Here is a 21,972-nt window from a genome sequence, read left to right as displayed (position 1 = left end):
CTTAAGTTATTTGTGCTCATCTTTCAATTGATTTGTAAAAAGAAACCGATATGATGATACTAATTGCAGGCCCTTACAAAAGCGGCACGAATGACGACCCAACTTTAATGCAGCAGAATTTGAGCAAGCTCGAAGCAATGGCCGTTCCACTGTTCAGGAAAGGCCATGTACCGATGATCGGCGAATGGGTAGCCCTGCCCCTGATCCAGTTGGCTGGCTCTGAATCCACAGGCGATGCAATATGGAACGAAATACAGTATCCCTGTGCCCACCGTCTGCTTGAAAAATGTGATGCGATCCTGAGGATTGAAGGCGCATCCAAAGGTGCAGACGAAGATGTAAGAATTGGCAGGGAACGAGGACTGAAAATCTATTTCCATATAGACGAGGTGCCTGACGCAAATAAAGACGAGGTGCCAGACGCAAATAAAGATGAGGTGCCTGATGCAGAATAGCGGTATAAACATCCTGAAAACCGAAATCCTTTCAGATGACTGGTATACCCTGCGAAAGATCACTTATGCATATTATCACAATGATGGATCCATACAAAAAGTAAGCAGGGAAGCATACGACAGGGGGAATGGCGCTACAATTTTATTGTATAATAATGAATCAAAAACAGTAATTCTCACCAGTCAGTTCCGGTTGCCTACTTTCATCAACGGAAACAAATCAGGCATGCTGATCGAGGCTTGTGCAGGCCTGCTCGATGATGAAAATCCCGAAGATTGCATCAGAAGGGAAACGGAAGAGGAAACAGGTTATAAGGTTACAGGTGTAAGAAAGATATTCGAAGCTTATATGTCGCCCGGCTCAGTAACTGAACTTGTTCACTTCTTTGTTGCGGAATATGCCAAAGACATGAAAGTAACCGCCGGCGGGGGTGTACAGGAAGAACAGGAGCATATCGAGGTTCTGGAGCTGGGTATGGAGGAGGCTTATAACATGATCGCCAGCGCTGAAATCAGAGATGCGAAAACCATTATATTGCTGCAGTACATGAAACTCAATTTTTAACGCCGCCTTCACTGGTACCAGTCAGCCTGTCATAAACAGCAATCCTGTGCGTCCTTAACCGGTAAAGAATCTTTTTCTGGCTTCCGCTGATCTGGAAACCTATTGCATGAGATTCCTTCACCGGCATATGGCAGTCGATACAGTTTTTGGCCAGTACCGATGCATTCTTCTCCGGCAATGTTTTATGCACAACTTCTTTATGGCAGCTGATGCATTTGTTGGAATAGATCTGCACGCTTTTTTTTGTGTTGTCATGAATATCATGACAGGTAATACACTCCGCCTTGCCTACCTTATAACAAAGACTGGCTTCGAGCAGTTGCTTCTGTTTGCCATGCACATCCGGATCTTCGCCCTTGTATACATTATACTGGGGCAGCGTTTTCAGCGTGTCGCCCGGTTTAAAAGCAAAGGTAGAGGTTAAGGTTTTTATACCTGTTCCGGAGTGGCACACACCGCACATATCAATTCTCCTGGTGAGGGCCAGAGCTTTATAACTTACCATATACGCCGCATTTTTCACCGTCGGGTTTGCTTCATGGAATTCTACATGCTGTGCGGCAGGCCCGTGACAGCGCTCACAGTCGATACCGGCAATCAGAGAACCTTTAACCAGTTCCTCTTCCACACTAAAATCACCCGATTTCACCAGCTGTTGCTTTACAGATGAACTGTGGCACTCCAGACAGCGCGCAACGATAGGCCGTCCGAAATAAATCTGGTCTGATGGAAACCCCGGGCTGTTTACCCACTGATGTTCTTTCGTTAGATAGTTGAGCGGCATTTGCATGAGCTTATTGCCAAACCAGAAAGCAAAGGTATATGCACTGATCCCCGCGCCGAACACCATATCGGTATGTTCCGTTTTCATTGCCTGGCCATTCACCAGTGCCGACTGGTACAAACCATCTTTCAAGTTTTTTACTCCCACTTTTGTATGTTCATTAAAAATAAACTCCCCGTCAGGCAGCTTCAGGCTGTCTGCAGAATTGGGTTTCGTGACCATTCTGGAGGCATTGAAATGTGCGTTATGGGTAATTGATCCTGATATATCTTTATGGCAGTTTTTACAGCTGGCACTGCCTGCATATGTTGGTCCGCGACTGTCCTTACGCTCCTCCTGCTGAGTACATTGCACGATAGCGAACACAAAAACACCCAGGATCAGGAATACTAAAAATAAACGTCGTTGGCCCATAAAAAATATTTGGTTGTTGGCATCTGGCAATCAAAACCTAAAGTAGCTAAAATAATCCTATGTTAAATATAAAAATACCCCCAGACAGTTAAAATCAACTACCTGAGGGTATATAATGAAAGCTTAATTTACCAAATTTCTAGTATCCCGGGCTTTGTTTAAGCACCCCTTTACTTCTGTCAATCTGATCCTGCGGAAGAGGGAAATAATCATCCCTTGCTTCTATTGCAATTCCTTTCAGGTAACTGAAATATCCGCCTTCAAAGTTGAAATAGCTTTCCAAAGTCTGCTTGGCAATGCCCCAGCGTACCAGGTCAAAGAAACGGTGGCCTTCCATCGCAAGCTCAAGCCTGCGCTCCATCCTCACCGCATTTCTTGCATAATCCGCGCTTGCGAACACCGGATACGGGCTCACCTTATAGGCTGCAGCAACTCCTCCGCCGGCAACAGTTTTAGGCGGCAGCAATGCTGCACGTGCCCTTACCTTGTTTACAAGGAATAAAGCCCGGGGCAGGTCGCCCGTTTCAACCGCACATTCTGCGGCCATCAGGTAAATATCGCTCAAACGGATCAGGTTTACATTTAAGCCTGTCACGTTCGTTAGCCCCGGTGCTGTGCCCGACGTAATTTGTCCCTGGTCCAGTACATTTTTAACTACTACAAACGGACCTGCATTGCCCACATCACGGATCCATGCATCTCCCGGCATTAGGCCGTAACCTTTGCGGTAGTCTACTCCCCTTCTGCCCAAAGTATAATCAATACGCGGGTCAAGCGCCAAAGCAGTTGGTACTACATAATTTGTTTTTGCAGTTCCTGTTAAGTTCATATCAGAAACATAAGGGTTGGTACGGTAAGATCCGTCCAGCAGTGGTAAACCTGCAGCATCCACTTTGAAAGCATTTGCCAGGTCAATCGTAGGCTGGAAGAAACCGCAGCAGGCAACCGCATAAGGGAAGTTGAGCATATCACCAACGTTTCCGTTGTCACCACCGGTACCATCGGCACCTACGGCATGCTGTACTGCAAAAATAGCCTCTGGCCCATTTTCCTTATCAATATCAAAGTTATCTGCAAAAGGCATAGTTACCAGGTCTGCCTTCGCTGTGATCACTGCATTCAGCTGGGCGTATGCTTCAGCATATTTTTTCTGGTACAGCAATACTTTGCCCAGGTAAGCCTGTGCAATATATTTATCTACACGGCCCACCTGTCCTTTTGGTTTGTCTGTAGGCAAGTTTGCCAGGGAATAGGTAAGGTCTGCCACGATAGTGGGATAAATGTCTGCTGTGTTATCTACTGCCGGCTCTGTTGTTGTTTCTGTGATCAGGGGAACAGATTTAAAAACGCGGACCAGGAAGAAATAATAGTGGGCACGCAGCAGCCTTGCTTCGGCCTGAACCTGCAATGCGCGGGCATCGGAGAGTTTCACACTGCCCTTTCCGGCTTGTAAATCGCTCAGCACCCTCAGCGTATTGTTACAACGCTGGATACCTTCAAAACATCTGTCCCAGAGATTAGCAAGGTTATCATTGGTACTGGTTGGCGAATGCTGTTCAATCAGGTTCATGTTTGGCTGGTCACCATTGCTACTGCCTTTATGGGCATTGTCTGATGCTACTTCACCAAACAACCACTGGCTCGGAGCCGCACCATAATTGCCCCATGTTCCGTTTACGTTACCATTTAACAAACCGTAAGCGCCGGTCAGCAAAGCCTCCACGCCATCCTGCGAAATCAGGTTTTCAGTGATCAGTTCACCTTGCGGATTTCTCTGGATAAAATCCTTTTTACACGATAATACAGTGCAAAGGACAGCTATAAGCGATATATATATGTACTTTTTCATTTTGAGTATATTTGATTTTAAGCGGTTATGAAGCTATCCTCAGCATATCATTTCTTATTAAAGCGGTATGCTGATGATGGTTTCATCTTCTTATTTTTTAAAATTAAAAACCAACACTAAGACCTAAGAGGTATTGACGTGGAGAAGGGTAAATACCCCTGTCTAAGCCCGGTACAGAAAACGTATCCGTTTCCTGGCTGATCTCAGGATCCAGACCAGTATACTTTGTTACGGTAAAGATGTTGGTCGCACTTGCATAAATCCTCACTTTGCTTACGCCTGTTTTTGTACCGAAAACTTTTACAGGTATCGTGTAACCGATCTGCAGGTTTTTCATTCTGAAGAAACTTCCGTTTTGTACATAGTAACTTGAAGAAGCATACTCAAGGTCTGATACGCCCACGTAAGGTGAAGGGATCATGCTGCCGGTATTTGTAGGGCTCCAGGCATCCAGTAACCTTGTACTTCTTGCACCATCAAATGTTGGAAAGTCTGTAAAGTAACGCGTAGCCTCATAGATATCATTACCCTGGACCCCGTTAAAGAACATCGCTACATCCCAGTTTTTGTATGCAAGATTTACGCTCAGCGAGTACAGGAAATCCGGATTTGGATTACCGATAATCGTTCTGTCATCGGGTGTGATGGCACCATCACCATTTACATCCTGATATCTGAAACCACCTACCCTTGCACCTGTATAAGAAGGGTTGCCTGAAATGTCTGCTGCATTCTGATAAATGCCGGCTACCTTATAGCCATAAAACGCGCCAAATGGCTGTCCTGCCTGCAAGATCGAAGTAGTTAAACTTCTGAAGTTACCATAAGGCTGTTTGCTGATCCCGTCGGCCAGTTTGATTACTTTATTCACATTTCTGGAGAAATTAACCCCCAGGTCTAATTTAAAAGGATTTTCATTGTTACGGTTCATGTGGTAGCCTAAGTTTACCTCTACCCCTTTGTTGCTCATATCACCGGCATTCACAAAAGGCGAAGTACCCAGACCTACAGCTGTAGAAGGAAGCGGTACCGGGTACAGCATATCCGTTGTTTTCTTGTTATACCAGTCTACCGATCCGTCTAAAACACCACCTTTCACCGTGAAGTCCAAACCAACGTTGATGGAACTTAACGACTCCCATTTCACCTGCGGGTTACTGTAGGCATTTTGATAAACTCCGGAGATCACGTTGTTACCGCCAGCTAAAGGATAACCGGCACTGTTGATCGCACTCTGGAACCTGTTCACATATTGGAAAGAAGGGATTCTCTGATTACCCGTTTGTCCATAACCCACGCGGATTTTCAAATCGCTGAAAAGTTTATTGTCTTTCATGAAGTCCTCTTCCGAAATCCTCCATGCACCACTTACTGCCGGGAAGTAACCATATTTGTTATCCTCACCAAAGTTTGATGATCCGTCACGGCGTATCGTTGCACTGAACAGGTAACGGTCGTTGAAAGAGTAGTCGGCCTTCGCAAACAGCGAGAACAATGATCCTACTGTACCTGTACTGCTGTTGCTGATGTTAGATGCACCTGCATTCAGATAGTAATAATCCTGGTTACCGAGCAGGAAGAAATCATTTCTTCCGCCATTCAGCTGTCTGTTACGGTTACGGATTGCCTCTGTACCTGCCAGCAGGTTAAATACGTGTTTGCCAAAAGTCTTTTTATAGTTTAAGGTATTGGTCCATGTCCACTCTGTGGTATAGCCCTCGTATTCATTTAAGTTATTTGAGTTGTTACCTTCCAGGAATTCAAGGTTGGGATAACGCAGGGTCTGTCCGTTATAGTTCTCATAACGGATACCAAAGCTGGTACGTGCGGTTAAGCCGGGAATGATATCATATTCACCAAAAACATTTCCAAAGAAGAAGTTGCTCCTGTTGATATTGTCTTTAGCGCGGTATAGCACAGCAACCGGGTTTTCTGCATTTCCCAGTCCGCTTCCGCGGCTGCCTGCAAAGTTGCCCATGATATCGTAAACCGGGATGATGGTAGGAATACGGTATGCCCATGACACCGGACTGCCCTCATCCTGATACTCTCCCGGTACATTTGGGTTTACACCAAAGCCGAAACCTTCTGAGTAACTGTATTGTGCATTTTCACCGAAGCGCAGTTTATTGTTCAGCGCAGTAAACTGTGTGTTCGACCTGAAATTGTAACGGGTAAACCCTGTGTTTTTGATCGTTCCGTTTTGCTTCAGGTAACCGCCTCCAAAACTGTAGATAGCATTTTCGCCGCCGCCTGTTGCGCTCAGCTGATAACTTTGTGTAGGTGCCGATTCAGTAATTTCATCAAACCAGTCTGTTCCCTGCTGATTGGCACGGGTGATCTGGTAGAAAGTATTCGGGTCCCTGCTGTAGTTGTATTTGGAAGGGTCTGCATCTGCTGCAGTGATGTTTTGGCCTGTTGCAGATCCTGCCAGCAGGTATGTTGGCAATGTAGGACTGCTGCCATTACCGTAGTTGGTACCTGTTGATGGCGGCAAACCTGCGTTCCTGTATCCTGTAAACAGGTAATCAGCATATTGCTGTGGCGACATCATTTTAGGGAAAGAACCTTTTCTTGGTGTCTGTATCCCATAATAGCTGTCGAGAGATATTTTGGGTGCGCCGAGTGAACCTTTTTTAGTGGTGATGATTACCACACCATTATTGGCCCTTGCGCCGTAGATAGAAGATGAGGATGCATCTTTCAGCACCTGCATGCTTTCGATATCGTTCTGGCTTAACCAGGAAAGTTTTCCCTCATAAGGAACACCGTCGATCACATATAATGGATCATTGTTGTTGATCGTAGTTGTACCGCGGACCCTGATCTGCGGGGTAGATCCCGGGGCTCCATCGGTAATGATGGCCACACCGGCAGCCTTGCCCTGCAGTGACTCGATCGCACTGGCCGCGGGCTGCGACTTCAGCTGGGCGATGTTCACTACCGCTACGGCACCCGTTAAATCCTTTTTACGCTGTGAGCTGTAACCGGTAACAACCACTTCGGTAAGATCGTTTTTAACAGGATCAAGTGTGATATTCAGTGTGGAGCCGGTAACAGGTACTTCTTTATTGTTGTATCCAACAAAAGAAATAACGAGGATAGCATTTTCGGGGACGTTGAGGGCAAAAACACCGTTAACGTCGGAAGTAGTTCCTCCTGGAGCATTTTTGATTTTGATGGAAGCGCCTGGGATAGGAGACTTGTCGTCGCCTGCGATGACTTTTCCTGTGACTTTGGTTTGGGCCATTGCATTAAAAGCAAGGCACAGACTCATGAGCAAAAGGATTCCCATCCCCTTGATAAAAGGTAGTTTTCGTTGCATAAGAATATATTTGGTTAATAGTGAGGGTGTAAAGATCTTATTTACATATAGTTATAGATAAATTTAATAGTCAAATTATTTAGTTAACAGTTCTTTTTTCACATGGCTGTTCCGGCAAATAATTAAATCAGCAGGAAAGGCAGCGTACGTATACACAAGCATCGGCTAAAAAATTTTGTAATTTACCGTCAAGGTGTCTGTGACGACACATCCGGGATTACAAGTTATATCTGGTTATTACTAAAACGGTAAATCTAAAGTAATAAATCGTTTGTGTAAAAACAACACTTAGTGACACATTTTTTTCATCATCACCAGCTTATTTTCAAAAGCATATTGAATACGAGGTATTTACGATTACCAGGTCTAAGAATATTTTTTCCATAAAATCACATTTCTTAACTCATTTCGCCTTGCGCAGGATAAAAGGTATCCGTTTACGATCCCAACAAACATAAATTGACGTTGCCTGTTTCTATTTCATGGAACAGTATCATTATACAGTAAACAATCAGGGAAAAATTGAAGATCTGATCATTTATGCGCCAGAGGGCGATAATGAGCGGTACCGAGTAGAACTGGAAGGTTCAACGGTTGGGTATCTTTTCTTTTCGCAGATGACTGATCAACTGGGATCCCCAATATGGGAGGGCTCTACCCCTTCCTTAAGTTTGATCGCTCAGGAACTGGGACAATTTATTGAAAGCTCTGGCCGGTAAGGGAATAATGAAGCGCAACGCATCCGGATTTGAGGAGATGGGGGTGTTTAAGCGGCGAACTTAAGGAAGCTATTTAGTTTTCGGCAAACGGATATCCTTTTCAGCGGGGAAATCAACTACAAAATACTGCCGTCCATTTTCCGTTGTAAATCTAAAACTCAAGCCCTCATTCTCCACCATAAAGAATCCATCTTTTTCAAAGGGTATCAGATGCAGGGCGTTCCCCCCTCCTTCCCTGAAGTACAGTTCGCCATTTTCTATGAAAACATGGATCGCTTTTGATTTGGCATCATCTGTACCATAAGTACCTTCATATTTCTTTAATGCGCCTGAAGGTGGTGTTGCAATGGACTGGTGAGTAAGACAGTAAACATATTTTATCCCGCTTTGCATCACCTGAGCCAGCGCAGCGCCATGCCCGGCATTTGGTGCAACAGCTGTGAAAATCTGCAGGCCCGCCTTCTTATTACTGTCAAGATAGTTCTTAAATAATCCGATATTTTTAACGTTCTCTGTTTCAAAAGAACCTACGCCGGCAAATATCTTGGTTTTGAGCGTAGTGTTTTTTGAAAAGTATGTGCGTGCTGATGGTACAAGCAGGCTGCCATTGTTTCCCGGCGCACCGATATAAATCTGATCAAACAGATTTGCCTCCTGAAACAAAACATAAGTAGTAAAAATCCCTCCATATGAATAGCCGTACAATCCTTTTTCTTTAGTGACCCGGTACCTGGAATTTACAAATGGAATTACTTCATCTTTAATAAATGACAGAAATTTGGGGCCGCCATCGGCAGGATTGAGATCACGGTTTCTCTTATTGCTCCGGCTTCCATATCCTATTCCCACTAACAATGCCTCCGTTGTTGGATAGTCCTGCCTTAACATATTAAAACAATTCATGGCCACGGTCATGTTCCAGTCGCCATCAGTTAAATAAAGAACCGGATAAGCGGTCTTTGTTGTATCATAACCTGGCGGGAAATGGATGTAAATCGTATAATCTTCATCAATGGTTTTTGAATGATAATCAAAATAAACAAGATCCTTGTCCCTGAAGGGAAGCGGCGACTCTTGCTTTACCTGGCAAATGCCTGAAAAGCAAATGATGCAGAAAAGCGCAAGCTGGATAGTTACTGACCGGGTCATATTATTTTATATTATCGACCACAGATTCAGGCCAGTCCGAAGAAAAATGTTTGAATTCCGTTTCCTTAGCATTGAAACGCTTCAGGTTACCTGCTGTACGGTAATTAAAAACTGCAGTACTCTTGGGATAAAAACCAAATTTATCATTCATAATTGCGAGCTTGCTTATCCCTGAGGGAGAAAATCTGGCAATTCTAACTACCCTTGTATTTTTGGCCAGGACGATCAGGAAAAATGAATCGCTCTTGCTGATGCCGGTACCCAGGATTTCATCCTCAGACTTTAATAATGTATCATCAAAACCAGCTGCCGCAGCATGAGGTGCGAGGATATACATTTTATTCCATCCCTTATATTTAAAGTTACGAAAATCCAGGACGCCTTTTTTGGAATTTCGCAACTGGGCGTCAACAAAGCTGTTCAGGTCATCGTCAGTCAAATACGTGCAACTGGTAAGGAAAAGCATGATTATGAGCAAATATTTCATAAAGCTGTATCGTTTTTTTTCTACTGATGTTTCTGCCAGAGATGTTCAATATAAAGTTTAATTTATCAAAAGAACAATATTGTTTATATTTTTCAAAACCAGTTGTTTACAGGGTAAATAATCAAAAGAAATATACGATAAAAGATCGGAAAAATGAGCTGGAATAGATTTCTCAGTAAGAGGCCAAAGACGAGCTAAATAAAGAATCTGGCCCTGTTCAAATACCTGTTGCCCCTGACGGCAACTGTATCTTGACTTAAAAAATACCACTAATGCGATGAAAAGTACAATTCTATGTAACTGCAGTTAAGTACTTTTGATATCAGAGATCAAACACTACGTAATCAAGTTCACAGGTTCTTAAATACTGCTAAACAACAGATAGAGTATTAACGATAATATACGCTGCCGGGAAAGATCCAGATAACAACACCGCCTTTGCCACCCTTCAATTTGAAACGGCAAAACAAAAAGTACAATCAGATGAAGATGCCTGGAACGCTTAAAATCCTGAGCATGTTGCATTGGCTGATACAATTGATGGCGAAATCGCAATACATTTATCAAAGGACGGGAACAAATTATTCCGTTTCCTACGGATAAATGGAAAGAACAGCTGGGCTACAAGTTAAAGAGGGAAATATGGTCTTTTTTTGATAACCGCATAGCCGTTCTTTTTCAATATGAATACTATAATACTGACGGACATTTGTAGGGTATATGGTAATGAAATTGGGAATTGAATGAGAATGGCCTGATAGAAAAATATTACTGCATCAATGATCTGGTGATTCAGGAAATGTAGTAGGCCCTCCCGATTATGCGATCCTGGCTGGTTTGGATCTAGGTATCTAATGATAAAAATGTGTATCAATATTAAATCAAATAACAATGGAAAAGAAATATCCTTTGCCCCCTTTCAACCTTGAAACGGCAAAACAAAAAGTACAATTGGCTGAAGATGGCTGGAACTCGCAAAATCCTGAGAAAGTGGCCCTGGCCTATACAGTTGACAGCGAATGGAGAAACCGAACTACTTTCATCAACGGACGGGAACAGATCATTTCATTTCTTACGGATAAATGGAAAAAAGAGCTGAGTTACAAGTTAAAGAAAGAGCTGTGGGCTTTCTCTGAGAACCGTATAGCCGTTCGTTTTGAATATGAGTACCATAACGCTGAAGGCCGATGGTTCAGGGCATATGGTAATGAAAATTGGGAATTTGATGAGAATGGCTTAATGCAGAAACGTTATGCCTGCATCAATGATTTGGAGATCCAGGAAACTGAGCGTTACCTTTGAGGGCAGGGCGCTGCGACAGCCTCATTTTTGTTGCCCAGCCTTTCACTGATCGCTTCCGATAAATATTTAATATATACGTTATCGTAAAAACATTATCTTTATTGAAAGATGATTTTGTGCCGGCCGGGCTAACTTACATGAAGAAAGAATTTCCCATTTATGATATTTGCAGGTTTTCACTTACCCTTGAAGAGGATGTCACCATCAGTAATTTAGCTGTATATCTCAAAAATTTAAAAAGCCTGCACTTTCCCCATCGTCATGATTTTTATCACCTGATGTTGTTTACCCGGGGTGCAGGAAGCCATTCGATCGATTTCCAGCAATTCTCCGTAAAACCCTATCATTTTTATTTTATGGCACCCGGCCAAGTCCACAACTGGCACTTTGAGGGCGACATAGACGGGTATGTGATCAACTTTTCAGCCGTTTTCTTTAAGTCTTTTCTCCTTGATGATGAATACCTTGAACAATTTGCTTTTTTAAGCGGCAATGTAAACTACTCTGTAATCGACTTAACGGAGGAGCTGCAGCCGGATGTGATCCGAACGATAGACAGGGCCGTTTTAGAGGCAAACACAGTTCATCCCTTCCGGCTGGATTCAATCCGCATTATGCTCCTGGATCTTTTCATCTTACTGGCTAAAGTCAGCAAGGAAAATGAAGGACTGAAATTACCGGAAAACCAGCCAAGGGCCACACTCAAAAAATTTGAGAAACTGATTGAAAAGGAATATCAAACCATGCGTTTGCCCAAACAATACGCAGAAAAGTTATTTATCAGTCCGGGATATCTGAATACCATTTGCCAGGACGTCCTGGGGATTTCTGCAGGTGATATGATTCGAAATCGAATTATTTTAGAGGCCAAGCGGATGCTGGTCAATTTAAGTCTTACAGTGAGTGAAATTGCCTGGAATCTCAATTTCGCCGACAACTCCCATTTTTGCAAATTTTTTAAAAACCATGTAGGGATGTCACCCAAGTCTTTCCGTAAACATACAGCCTGACCGGCGCCGTTATCGGGATCTTTCAGCTCATCCCAGAAACTGCCGGCAGGATCCGCCACTGATCTGTAGGGGTGATCCGGGTTCTATTCTTCGCAATCAGTTTCAACCGGACTGAAAATTAAATTGTTACAAACCATTTCCCGGCCGGAAGGTTATGCTCAGGAATCCAGTAAATCACCAACAAGAGAACTATGAAATTTAAACTATTTACAGTCTTAGCTTTAACCGGAATGGTTTATGCAGGATGCAGCAATTCTAACAAAAAAAGCGGAAGCCAGGCTGATACCTCCTCTGCAATGTCAGACACTACCGGAAAAGGAACGGGTACTTCAAACCCTGCAAACAATGGCTCTGGAACCGCCCCTGCTGGTGCTGTTACCAGCGGAACAACAGCTGGCAATTACAATGGAGATACAGGTACCAACGGCGGTAATGGTACCGGAACAAGTGCTGCAGGTGGTACATCAAAGGTTGATACAAATCAAAACAAAAAAGGCGGAGAAGGCAGCCGGCCGTAGGTGGGGAGCTTAATTTGCTCAGTTAGACTTTAGGAATTTAAATTAAAGGTCTTCCTGTGCTCCCACGGCCCCCCAAGATATGACCACACATCCAGCCCTGTTGCTCTTATTATAAAGGGCAGAAAAGTGCCGGAAAGTTCAGCCAGTAAGACCCTGGCCTGTTCCGGAGTTGATTTATTCATGACGGTGATATGCGGCCTGAACCCCTGCTGGTCCTGCGGGATCAGGTGTGACGAAAACCGCTCTGCAATGGTCTTCCTTAGAGCAAGTAATTCCGGGCTGGAAACACGGTAGGCAACACCCGCGCCAAGGTTCATGAGACCAGTAACATGCAGATCGAATTGCAATACATTTAAATCCCTTAGAAAATCATAAACTTCAGCTTCATCCGGTAATTGGTGAAACAGGCTCAGATGTGCTTTCAGATAGTTGCGCTCAACCGGAAAGTAAAGTTTCCGCTGCTCATCAAAAATCGCCTGGCTATCCTTATCCAGGCGGAGGGTAATAATCAAAGGCGGCTGACCAGCTCGCTGCTGGGGTGCTATATGATCCTCCATATCTAATGCGTCATCACTTTTGAAGGTGTCAGCCCATATTTATTCTTAAATGCAAAGGAAAAATGGGAAAGATCCTCAAAGCCCAGATCCAGGTAGATGTCAGAGGCAGACCTGCCTTTTTCCCTGATCAGGTAATATGCTTCCTTCAACCGTCGCTCCTGTAGCCAATGGCCCGGCGTCGTATTAAAAACTTTTTCAAAATCACGTTTGAACGTTGCCAGGCTACGACCGGATAGATATGCAAACCGCTTCATCTGAACGTTAAAATGAAAGTTCTTTTCCATAAACCCTTCCAGGTCTATTTTGCCCGGCTCGCTGAAATCAAACAGCACATCAGCCAGGGAAGGATCGGCCTGCAGCAACAACAGAATGGCTTCGTTCACTTTTAATTGCTGAAGCGCGTCACTGATCACCACATCATCCTGACGGTATGGCTGCAGCGAATCCATATAACTCTTAAAAAGTGTGTTTGGCTTTAATTTGATCACACTAGCCGTAGACCTGACTGAAGACCCCTCAATGCCCTCCCGGATACTGAAATCGCGCAGGCTCTGCTGGTCCAGATAGACGGATACTGATTTAAATTCGCCACCGGCAGGAGGTTCCTTAATGTACTTGACAAGGTTATTGCGCCTGATAAACCTGAAGTCCCCTTCGTTGAATATATTCGTATGATGGTTGTCGTCCGTCATGGTCAGCCTGCCGGAGATCTGGTAGCTAAACACATGCTCGGGCACAAACTGTTCGCCCTCCCTGCTCCTCGTAAAATAACAGGAATATCCGATTTTCGGTCGTTCACTTTCAGCCATATCATTTAAGTTAGTGACAATTTCAAATAATGGCAAGGTAAATTTCACCTTGCCATCAGCTAATTATTTTTTTAAGCTCAGAAAGCGCTTTCCCGCTTCTGTTTCAAGAAAGTTCTCTGCGTCATCGCTGTCAGTGGAAAGACTGATCTTCTCCCATTTTTCCAGCTCACGCAGCTTCGCCGCCTCTGAGTGCTTTACGATCGCAACGGCCTCGCTGCCCAGGAGCAAATGCAAAGGTGGCTCCGGGTGATTCACTGTATCGATGATCACTCTGGCCGCCTTATCAGGATCACCGATCGGTTTAAAGTTACCGCTTTTAAATAACTCAATTCGTTTGTTCACCATGTTATAGCCCTCGATTTCCCTTGCATAAGTCATTGAATCTCCCGCCCAGTCGGTACGGAAACCTCCGGGCTCTACGCAGGTAACCTTAATATCAAAATCGGCCACTTCTATGGCAAGCCCCTCACTAAATCCGCTCAAACCGAATTTCGCGGCCTGATAAACAGAGACACCACCACTGCCTACTCTGCCCCCCATGGAGCTGATCTGCAAAATGTGCCCCGAGCGCTGCGCACGCATAAACGGCAAGACCGCACGGGTGATGGCGATAGGTGCGTACAAATTTGTTTCCAGCTGGCTGCGTACCTGTTCATCGCTAAATCCTTCCACAGCACCCGTGATGCCAAAACCGGCATTATTGACCAGTACATCAATACGGCCGAAATGATTTACGGCATCTGCAATCACCCGGCGTACCTGGTCCGCATTGTTCACATCCAGTTCCATAGGATAAATAGCATCCTTAAAACGGGTTACCAGATCATCTAAACTACTGATGTTGCGAGCAGTAGCTGCAACCTTATCCCCATTTAATAAAACCGCTTCTGTCAGGCTTCGGCCTAATCCGCGCGAGCTGCCTGTTATAAACCAAATCTTTGCCATTTTTCTAATTTTTATGTATGACAAAACTAGGCAGCAGGATGAGCCGTTTTTTTGTTGAAAAGCTCAAATTACTGTGCCATGAAGCTCAGGTTGAGGTAATCATACACATAACATTAATTAACATACTTAGCTTACATTGCCAATGTGTAATTCTTTGTTCACCTTGCTCAACAGTATTTTATGGGCAGATCTGCAGATCAGAAACGGATAAATAAAATAAAAAAAGGTCTTAGCAGTTGATGCTATGACCTTTTTCAAGCTACAAGTTCAGGTTGATTGTAAAGCAGTTAAATTGCCTATACTTCCTCGTCGAGTGGTTCATTCTCCAAAGACTCATCCTCATTGGCTGCTTCGTCGGGACTCACATCCTCATCTTCATCGAAGCCCTCATCATCGCTGAGGCTATCATCATCGCTGAGGCTATCATCAGAGAAGTCCTCATCTTCGGTTAAGTCTGCATCCTCATCACCATCAAATGCCGACTGGCCGTTCTCAGCGCTTACAGCATCAATTGCGCCCGCATTTGAAAAAACAGAACCAGCATAAAGTTCCTCCTGGTTGTCAATTAACTGATTATTGCTCATGACAGTTATATTTACAGTGTTAAAAATTATATTTACAGTGCTAAAAATTCAGCTGCTTATAAAGATGGTGGTTCAGGAAGGTGTCCCGACTGCAAGCCATCTTTGATAGATTTTGCTTCATCAAGCAGTTGCGGCACTTTATCTTTTATTTCATCCAGTCTTGTTCTGCCAATGGCGTCCTGCTCTGTCAGGAATTTATAGGCTCCATATATCGCGGCGCTATAAAGTAATGTCTTAAATAAACCCATGTTATGTTTTTTTAGGTGAGGTGATATAACAGGTCAGGCATGACATTGTTTAAATATTTTAAAATCAGCTCATTCGCCTCAGTTGTAAAGCTCCTGCTCATCTGTATAATAGCTGGTCCTGCCGCCAATCTTTTCCGATTTGATCACCGCTCCTCCCGGGCTCTTTTCAATTTTCGCTCCATGCACCTTCATCACATCGCGCAGCTCTCCATGCAGTTCATCTCCATTTTCCTCAGCAATTTCTTCGATCGCCTTGTTCAATACCGTCCCCATGGAGCTGAGAAGTTTTTTTACCGCCTTCTCGGGAATGGCATTAGCGATCGAAAATGGTGAAATCCGCGCATGCCATAAAATTTCATCTGCATATGAATTCCCTATTCCCCTCATCTTCTTCTGATCCATCAGTACCTCTTTCACCATCTTCTTCGATTTAGAAAGTACCGCCCCTAATTCTGCCAGCTTTATTTCAAGTGCATCCGGCGCATTTGCGGATTCAGGATGAAGTGTGGGCGTCGCCTGCCTCAGCAAATCTGTCACGGCAAATCCTTCTCCACCGGTAAAAGTAAAGCCCAGGATCCCATATTTCGGATCTGGATTTTCCTTGCTCAGCAAGGCCAGCTCTCCGCGGAGCATCAGATGGATCTGCAACACAGTATCACCGGAAAAATGAAAATGAAGGGTCTTCCCATACCTGGATACATCAGTAAGCTTCTTTCCAACGATAGCATCCTGCAATTCATCAACAGTGACATTCAGTTTTTTTGCCACCTTCACATCCAGTTTCTTTAAAGTTTTGCCCACAAAACGCCTGGATAGTATTCGCGCATATACTGTGAGATCTGGTAGTTCGGCCATAATTTGTAAATTTAGAATTGCCTGTTTATCAGGTAAGCGTTAAACACATGACCAGATGATATGTTTTATCAGGCAGAAGACATTCAGCCCCTGAACTGTTAAGCGGCGTATGATTAGGATAATATAACATGTATGACCAGCACCTGCAATCATTAACAAGACCTTCCCAGAGATATTTCGAATAACTTTCGGATTTACAAATCAAACAAACTTATATTTGGAGCTGTTTACACCTATACGTTGAATCATAAATATTACAATAAAGATGGATATCAAACAAATCTTTGAAAATAATGAAACTTGGGTTCAAAAGAAGCTGAGCTTGCAGTCTGACTATTTCAGCAACATGTCCAAAGGACAAAAGCCCGACATTTTATATATCGGTTGCTCAGATAGCCGTGTATCAGCAGAGGAGCTGATGGGTATTGCTCCCGGTGAAGCGTTTATACACAGGAATATTGCAAACATGGTGCCTAATACTGATCTGAGCGTGATGTCAGTCATCAATTACGCTGTAGAGCACCTCAAGGTAAATCATATCGTTGTGTGCGGCCATTATTATTGTGGTGGTGTTCAGGCTGCAATGAAATCAGGAGATCTGGGCATTTTGAATCCCTGGTTAAGGAATATCCGTGATGTATACAGAACGCATAAGGATGAGCTGAACAGCATTGAGGATGAAGATCAGCGTTACAAAAGGCTGGTTGAATTAAACGTTGAAGAGCAGTGCATCAATGTCATTAAAACTGCAGAAGTTCAAAAAGCACAACGCGAGCGGAATCTGACCATACATGGTTGGGTATTTGATATCCATACCGGAAAACTGATAGATCTCAATATTGATTTCATCAAAGTACTGGAAAATATCATGGAGATCTATCGCCTTGATGCTGATGGTGAAGAAAATGCGGCCGCGAAACCTTAAGGTTTCGCGGGTATTGCAGTCAGATCCCCTGAATAGAATACTCAGCATAAACTGTTTATCAATGAGATATATTTTGATCATTGCAACCGTCTTTGCTTTTTCCTTTAAGGCGCAGGCTCAGGTAAAACCATTACGCCAGGGCGCGCACTTATTTTCCATACAGTGGATTAGTTTTAATAAGTCCGCTCCCGGAAAAGTGCTGATCAGGCAGATCGGTGATGACTAATACAGTATCGAAGGGGCGCAAACTGATCCCAGAACCAAAGAATATGTAACGATAAAAGGGACAGTCCTTTACAGGGGAACAATCCTGAAGTTTAACGGAAAGATCGAGTCCAAAGTTAATTTCCTTAATGGCGGACAACCATGTGAACGAACTGGGCTTTCCATCTTTAAACGCAGCGGGAAAAGAAAATACTGGCGTTTACAACGGATGCTGAATTGCGACGGTGAAACTACTGATTATATAGATATCTTCCTTTAACTAAAACCAATGCAGCAAATGTTTGTTGTTAATCTGAACAAGATTATTAATTAACGACAATCAAATGTTTTCATCTCTTAGCAGCAAAGACAATGGCGCTGGCGGCAGCGATCTTTCAAACAAAGTAATGGGTGCCCTCGGACCTGTAATTGCCGAGCACTGGCCCACAATTGAACCATACGCAGACAAAGCCCTGGCTTCGGCACATGATGATGCAATGATGGAAGTGCTGGCCCGCAAGATTTACCCATGGCTGCCAATGCTTGTACGTATGGCCTTAAAAGAAGATAAATTTGTCTCCTTCACCATAGAACACAAAGCACCCCTCCTTGCTAAACTAACAGAATACAAAAACAAACAGGGGTCCTGATTTCATCATTTTCCATCCGCACCTGCCATTAACAACTGCTCAAGTATCTCATTGTAACCGCGCTCAGTGGCAAAAGCCATAGCGCTGCGGCTCTCGTTATCCACAGCATTTACATCTGCTCCCTTTTCAATTAACAAGGCTGTGAAATCGTTAAACCCGCATTGTGCGGCCACAACCAACGGAGTTTCGCTGAAACTGTTCCTTGAGTTAATATCTGCCCCGGCATCAATAAGCAGTTTACCAATGTGATGGTTGCCTATACCGGCTGCATAATGAAGGGCTGAATTTCCGCTTAAGAGGTGAATGTTTACATCAGCACCGCTTTTCAAAAGTACTTCGGCCATATGGATATTGGAGTTATTTACAGCCAAAACCAAAGCAGTCACTCCGTCATTATTTACCTCGTTCACATTTGATGCATCCGCTTTGAGCAGCACCTGCACCGTTTCGGTCTGATTACGGTAAGCCGCCTGATGTAGTGGGGTATTGCCCTGATCATCTTTCTGTGCTACAATTCCGTCCGAAAGCGCAGTCACCAGATCACGCAGGCCATTTGCTGTAGCATGATCAAGCACATTAAAGCCCGCATGGTCTTTGACTGAAGCATCTGCGCCCAGGCCAATCAGGTATAAGGCCGTCTCTGTTTTATAAGCCAGTACTGCGTAAAACAATGGTGTTTGCCCATTATTATTGCCGGCATTTATATCTGCGCCAGCTTCAGTGAGCAGCCTGATGATGTCTTTATTGGCACTGCGCGCAGCAAGGTGCAGAGGCGTTTCGCTGGTGTTATTGGCCAGATTTACGTCGGCGCCCGCATTGATCAATAAGGAAACAATATCCCTGGCGCCTTTAACGCAGGCATAATACAGAGGTGTATTGCCTGAACCGTCCCTCTTATCTACGTTAATGCCTCCTTTTTTTAAAAAGGTCTGTACTATTCCTTTCTGCGCATTTTTACATGCGTTCAAAAACATATTATCCATTTGCCGCTAAATTTATATCATCAATTGTTTAACCACAGCCTCATTGTTTTGCTGAATAGCGACATCCATAGCCGACTGGCCAAGGTTGTTCACCCGTTCCAGGCTTGACTTGTCTTTCTCCAGGATCAATGAAGTGATTCTTTTGCCCGACATGTGATCGGTATTACCGGCAGCATAGATCAGGGCAGTATTGCCCGTATGGTCCACATAGTTCACATCGGCACTATTGTCGAGCAACAACTCTGCTATACCATATTTCATTTCGTTGCCCTGCCCTGCGAACGACATTAAAGGTGTTATGCCCGACTGGTTCGGTAGGTTCACATCTGCACCGGCATCAATTAACACTTCGGCCAGGGAAGTATTCAGATCGGCGAGGTAGAACCTTGCCTGACACAGCAGGTTGAGGGCGGTATTGCCTTCATTATCCACGCTGGCATCTGTATCCAATCCGTTATCTACCAGCATCTGCAACATTTCTACAACCTCTTTGATATTTTTGCTCATCCCACGGCCCAGATTGCTGATTGCCTTGGTTAGCAGATAATATACCGCTGTTTCACCGCTTCCTGCCCTGAAATTCAGGTCGGCACCACCTTCAATCAATAGCTTCACCAAAGGTTCTGAAGCATATTCGCAGGCCAGCATCAGTGGCGTACGCCGGTACTGATCATCTATATCATTTAAATCATTGCCAGCTTTGATCAGCGCTGCTACGGCTTCAGGATCCCGGTTGAGCACAGCTTCATGGAGCGTCATGCCGCCAGTGGCAATATCACTTTCATCCCCCGAAATCAAAGCCGCCACTTCCTTTACCCCGCTCCTCTGGGCATACGTAAGTGGTGTGGTACCAAAAACATCTTTATCCTCCAGATCTATACCACCTTTGTCAACGAGTATACGTACGGTTTTCACTACTGCGGGTATAGCACCTTTGATATCCTTGCGGTTGCCCAGTTTATCACAAATCGTATGCAGGAGGTTCATGCCGCCTGACTCTGCGAAATCCATTCTGACGCCCGCTTCAGCCATAGCCTGCAGGAATGGATACATATACAGCAAACCGGCTTCGAAGTAAGCCAGCTTTCCAGAATCATTCTTCTTTTTGGGGTTAATACCAGCCTCCAGCAATGCCTCAGCAGTATCGTAAATTTTAGCAGAAATTTCATCCAGATTCGGATCGTCGAAATAAAACCGGGTCTGCGTCAGCGCATGGAGAGGCGTGTTCCCATATTTATCTGCAGCAGGTTTTTGTCCGGCCTCTTTCAAAAACCGGATCGCTCCGGCATCTGCAAAACGTGCAGCCAGGTGGTAAAGGCTCTCTGCAGCGTCACTGGTGATGCTCATATCAGGCAGCTCCCTGTACAAGCTTAACATATCAACTTTCTCAGCCGGTGCCGCAAACATATTACGCTGGTAAATACCCAGGATATCATTGAATTCTTTTGTCATTTGCAGTATCTGCTATTCATTTCGTTTTTGTAATCATCTTCAAGCCTTGCGACTAATTTTCGTGCCTATAGCTTAATAGTTAAGCAATGCAATTTAAGATAAGTAATTGACAAAAGAAATCGGTATTGCAGGGAGGTGCCTTAGATTTTTATACCTTCGGGATAACATGCTTTCTGAAACCCAGGGGCGTTTTGTGGGTCGTGTTTCCGAATTGCCTGATAAAATATTTATAGTCCTGATAGCCCAGCGCAAAGGCGATTTCCTTAACACTCATATTCGTATAAAACAGAAGCCTCTGTGCTTCCCCTATGACCTCCCGTACGATGAGCTCTGTACAGGAAAAACCTGTAACCGCTTTCAGGGTATCATTGAGATAGCTGACGGTAATATTCAATTGGTCTGCATAACCTGAAGGTCTTTTCATATCCTTATAATTCTTCTTAACCAGCTCGTGAAAGGAGCGGGTGATTTCTATCGCTCTGGGCGGATAATTTATTACCATCGCGTCCTCCTGTGAATGCAGGAGGATGACAGATTTGTAAAAGAAAACATTTAACAGGGATTGCAAAAGCTGCTGATGGAACTTACCGGGCGTCTGATCTGCTATGAGCATCATGATCTCTTTACAGAGATAGGTCAATTTTGAAACATCTTCCTGATCCAGGTTGACTACAATTGTGTTTTGTAAGGATTGTGCGATTGCAAAGCAGGCATTCTGATCTACTTTTTTTTCATCAAAAAACATCATCCAGCCAGAAACCTCTTCCCATCTGTTGGTGTAGTGTACCTGACCGGGTCTGAGTAAAAGCATGGATAAGGAAGTTAAATTGACGGATTGAAAATCAACAGTCATGTTTACCCTGCCGCTGGTAATAAGGATCAGCGAATAATAATCATGGCGGTGAGGAGCTGTCATTTCTGCAATTACCTCCTCAGTGACATATTCTGGACGCATTTCTGCCATGAAAACTCCATAGGAGCTATCAGACAATTCAAATAATCTTATCGCATTTCCTGTATCCGTATTCAATTCATCCTGTTATCATCTCAAATTTAGTGTATTTGCCTGAGCAATACGTGTACGGAAGGCATCATTAGGTGGACAAATGGCATGAATAGTATGTTGATACTTTTTATGTGCACAAAAAGCTGTTAACATTGTAGAAAAGCCAATACAATTAAC

24 protein-coding genes are annotated in these 21,972 nt (G+C 44.0%); 10 read left to right on the top strand and 14 right to left on the bottom strand.

What is annotated here, in order from left to right:
• The first annotated feature begins 50 nt into the window (after positions 1-50).
• Positions 51-455 (top strand): DUF4406 domain-containing protein, encoded by a 405-nt coding sequence (locus FN831_RS03915; protein ID WP_142526913.1) that lies wholly within the window; start codon positions 51-53, stop codon positions 453-455.
• Positions 445-1,020, top strand: a complete 576-nt coding sequence (gene nudK / locus FN831_RS03910) for a GDP-mannose pyrophosphatase NudK (RefSeq protein WP_142526912.1) — start codon at positions 445-447, stop codon at positions 1,018-1,020. The genes FN831_RS03915 and nudK overlap by 11 nt, the downstream gene beginning before the upstream one ends.
• Here nudK and FN831_RS03905 read toward each other — a convergent pair.
• From FN831_RS03905 to FN831_RS03895, 3 genes are all read right to left on the bottom strand, one after another.
• The gene (locus FN831_RS03905) at positions 1,010-2,218 is read right to left on the bottom strand and encodes a cytochrome c3 family protein (protein WP_142526911.1); all 1,209 of its coding nucleotides are present in this window, start codon (positions 2,216-2,218) and stop codon (positions 1,010-1,012) included. The two genes, nudK and FN831_RS03905, sit on opposite strands and share 11 nt — an antisense overlap.
• Before the next feature lie 139 nt (positions 2,219-2,357).
• The gene (locus tag FN831_RS03900; RefSeq protein ID WP_142526910.1) at positions 2,358-4,067 is read right to left on the bottom strand and encodes a RagB/SusD family nutrient uptake outer membrane protein; all 1,710 of its coding nucleotides are present in this window, start codon (positions 4,065-4,067) and stop codon (positions 2,358-2,360) included.
• A 103-nt stretch (positions 4,068-4,170) separates the two neighbouring features.
• A complete protein-coding gene (locus tag FN831_RS03895) occupies positions 4,171-7,392 on the bottom strand; it encodes a SusC/RagA family TonB-linked outer membrane protein (protein WP_142526909.1) in 3,222 nt (1,073 codons plus the stop codon).
• Between the two features lie 482 nt (positions 7,393-7,874).
• Between FN831_RS03895 and FN831_RS03890 the strand changes: the two genes are divergently transcribed.
• The gene (locus FN831_RS03890; RefSeq protein WP_142526908.1) at positions 7,875-8,111 is read left to right on the top strand and encodes a hypothetical protein; all 237 of its coding nucleotides are present in this window, start codon (positions 7,875-7,877) and stop codon (positions 8,109-8,111) included.
• Positions 8,112-8,180: 69 nt separating this feature from the next.
• Here FN831_RS03890 and FN831_RS03885 read toward each other — a convergent pair whose 3' ends face one another.
• Positions 8,181-9,260: an alpha/beta hydrolase gene (locus tag FN831_RS03885; protein WP_142526907.1), complete on the bottom strand. Its 1,080-nt coding sequence runs from the start codon at positions 9,258-9,260 to the stop codon at positions 8,181-8,183.
• 1 nt (position 9,261) lies between these two features.
• Positions 9,262-9,747, bottom strand: a complete 486-nt coding sequence (locus FN831_RS03880) for a hypothetical protein (protein ID WP_142526906.1) — start codon at positions 9,745-9,747, stop codon at positions 9,262-9,264.
• Between the two features lie 562 nt (positions 9,748-10,309).
• On the opposite strand from FN831_RS03880, the gene FN831_RS28050 reads away from it, so the two are divergent.
• From FN831_RS28050 to FN831_RS03860, 4 genes are all read left to right on the top strand, one after another.
• Positions 10,310-10,462 carry a DUF1348 family protein gene (locus FN831_RS28050; protein ID WP_317132075.1) on the top strand — a complete coding sequence of 51 codons (153 nt, stop codon included), beginning with the start codon at positions 10,310-10,312 and terminating at the stop codon, positions 10,460-10,462.
• Positions 10,463-10,638: 176 nt separating this feature from the next.
• Complete coding sequence (locus FN831_RS03870) at positions 10,639-11,049, top strand: nuclear transport factor 2 family protein (RefSeq protein WP_142526905.1); 411 nt, start codon at positions 10,639-10,641, stop codon at positions 11,047-11,049.
• A gap of 137 nt (positions 11,050-11,186) precedes the next feature.
• Positions 11,187-12,059 (top strand): AraC family transcriptional regulator, encoded by an 873-nt coding sequence (locus tag FN831_RS03865; protein ID WP_142526904.1) that lies wholly within the window; start codon positions 11,187-11,189, stop codon positions 12,057-12,059.
• A 191-nt stretch (positions 12,060-12,250) separates the two neighbouring features.
• Positions 12,251-12,577 (top strand): hypothetical protein, encoded by a 327-nt coding sequence (locus FN831_RS03860; protein ID WP_142526903.1) that lies wholly within the window; start codon positions 12,251-12,253, stop codon positions 12,575-12,577.
• A 29-nt stretch (positions 12,578-12,606) separates the two neighbouring features.
• Here FN831_RS03860 and FN831_RS03855 read toward each other — a convergent pair whose 3' ends face one another.
• The 6 genes from FN831_RS03855 to FN831_RS03830 all read right to left on the bottom strand — a co-directional run bounded on the left by FN831_RS03855 (position 12,607) and on the right by FN831_RS03830 (position 16,575).
• On the bottom strand, positions 12,607-13,134 hold the full coding sequence (locus tag FN831_RS03855; RefSeq protein ID WP_142526902.1) for a 2'-5' RNA ligase family protein: 528 nt from the start codon (positions 13,132-13,134) through the stop codon (positions 12,607-12,609).
• Positions 13,135-13,136: 2 nt separating this feature from the next.
• Complete coding sequence (locus FN831_RS03850) at positions 13,137-13,943, bottom strand: helix-turn-helix domain-containing protein (RefSeq protein ID WP_142526901.1); 807 nt, start codon at positions 13,941-13,943, stop codon at positions 13,137-13,139.
• A 63-nt stretch (positions 13,944-14,006) separates the two neighbouring features.
• Entirely contained in the window at positions 14,007-14,888 is an 882-nt protein-coding gene (locus FN831_RS03845) for an oxidoreductase (protein ID WP_142526900.1), read from the bottom strand.
• A gap of 296 nt (positions 14,889-15,184) precedes the next feature.
• Positions 15,185-15,472, bottom strand: a complete 288-nt coding sequence (locus tag FN831_RS03840; RefSeq protein ID WP_142526899.1) for a hypothetical protein — start codon at positions 15,470-15,472, stop codon at positions 15,185-15,187.
• Positions 15,473-15,528: 56 nt separating this feature from the next.
• The gene (locus tag FN831_RS03835) at positions 15,529-15,720 is read right to left on the bottom strand and encodes a YtxH domain-containing protein (protein WP_142526898.1); all 192 of its coding nucleotides are present in this window, start codon (positions 15,718-15,720) and stop codon (positions 15,529-15,531) included.
• A gap of 78 nt (positions 15,721-15,798) precedes the next feature.
• Positions 15,799-16,575 carry an Fpg/Nei family DNA glycosylase gene (locus tag FN831_RS03830; RefSeq protein WP_142526897.1) on the bottom strand — a complete coding sequence of 259 codons (777 nt, stop codon included), beginning with the start codon at positions 16,573-16,575 and terminating at the stop codon, positions 15,799-15,801.
• 265 nt (positions 16,576-16,840) lie between these two features.
• On the opposite strand from FN831_RS03830, the gene FN831_RS03825 reads away from it, so the two are divergent.
• From FN831_RS03825 to FN831_RS03820, 3 genes are all read left to right on the top strand, one after another.
• Complete coding sequence (locus FN831_RS03825) at positions 16,841-17,500, top strand: carbonic anhydrase (RefSeq protein WP_142526896.1); 660 nt, start codon at positions 16,841-16,843, stop codon at positions 17,498-17,500.
• A 61-nt stretch (positions 17,501-17,561) separates the two neighbouring features.
• A complete protein-coding gene (locus FN831_RS27605) occupies positions 17,562-17,726 on the top strand; it encodes a hypothetical protein (RefSeq protein WP_185960375.1) in 165 nt (54 codons plus the stop codon).
• 322 nt (positions 17,727-18,048) lie between these two features.
• Positions 18,049-18,354 (top strand): hypothetical protein, encoded by a 306-nt coding sequence (locus FN831_RS03820; protein ID WP_142526895.1) that lies wholly within the window; start codon positions 18,049-18,051, stop codon positions 18,352-18,354.
• A 5-nt stretch (positions 18,355-18,359) separates the two neighbouring features.
• On the opposite strand, the gene FN831_RS03815 is transcribed toward FN831_RS03820, so the two are convergent.
• The 3 genes from FN831_RS03815 to FN831_RS03805 all read right to left on the bottom strand — a co-directional run bounded on the left by FN831_RS03815 (position 18,360) and on the right by FN831_RS03805 (position 21,819).
• Positions 18,360-19,337, bottom strand: coding sequence for an ankyrin repeat domain-containing protein (locus FN831_RS03815; RefSeq protein WP_142526894.1), 978 nt, complete (start codon positions 19,335-19,337; stop codon positions 18,360-18,362).
• A 12-nt stretch (positions 19,338-19,349) separates the two neighbouring features.
• A complete protein-coding gene (locus tag FN831_RS03810) occupies positions 19,350-20,789 on the bottom strand; it encodes an ankyrin repeat domain-containing protein (protein ID WP_142526893.1) in 1,440 nt (479 codons plus the stop codon).
• Positions 20,790-20,937: 148 nt separating this feature from the next.
• Complete coding sequence (locus FN831_RS03805) at positions 20,938-21,819, bottom strand: AraC family transcriptional regulator (RefSeq protein WP_142526892.1); 882 nt, start codon at positions 21,817-21,819, stop codon at positions 20,938-20,940.
• Between the last annotated feature and the right edge of the window lie 153 nt (positions 21,820-21,972).

The organism is Pedobacter westerhofensis, from assembly GCF_900182595.1.
Taxonomy (GTDB): domain Bacteria; phylum Bacteroidota; class Bacteroidia; order Sphingobacteriales; family Sphingobacteriaceae; genus Pedobacter; species Pedobacter westerhofensis.
Note: the sequence above shows the minus strand (reverse complement) of the source record. Positions and strands in the feature narration are given on the sequence as shown.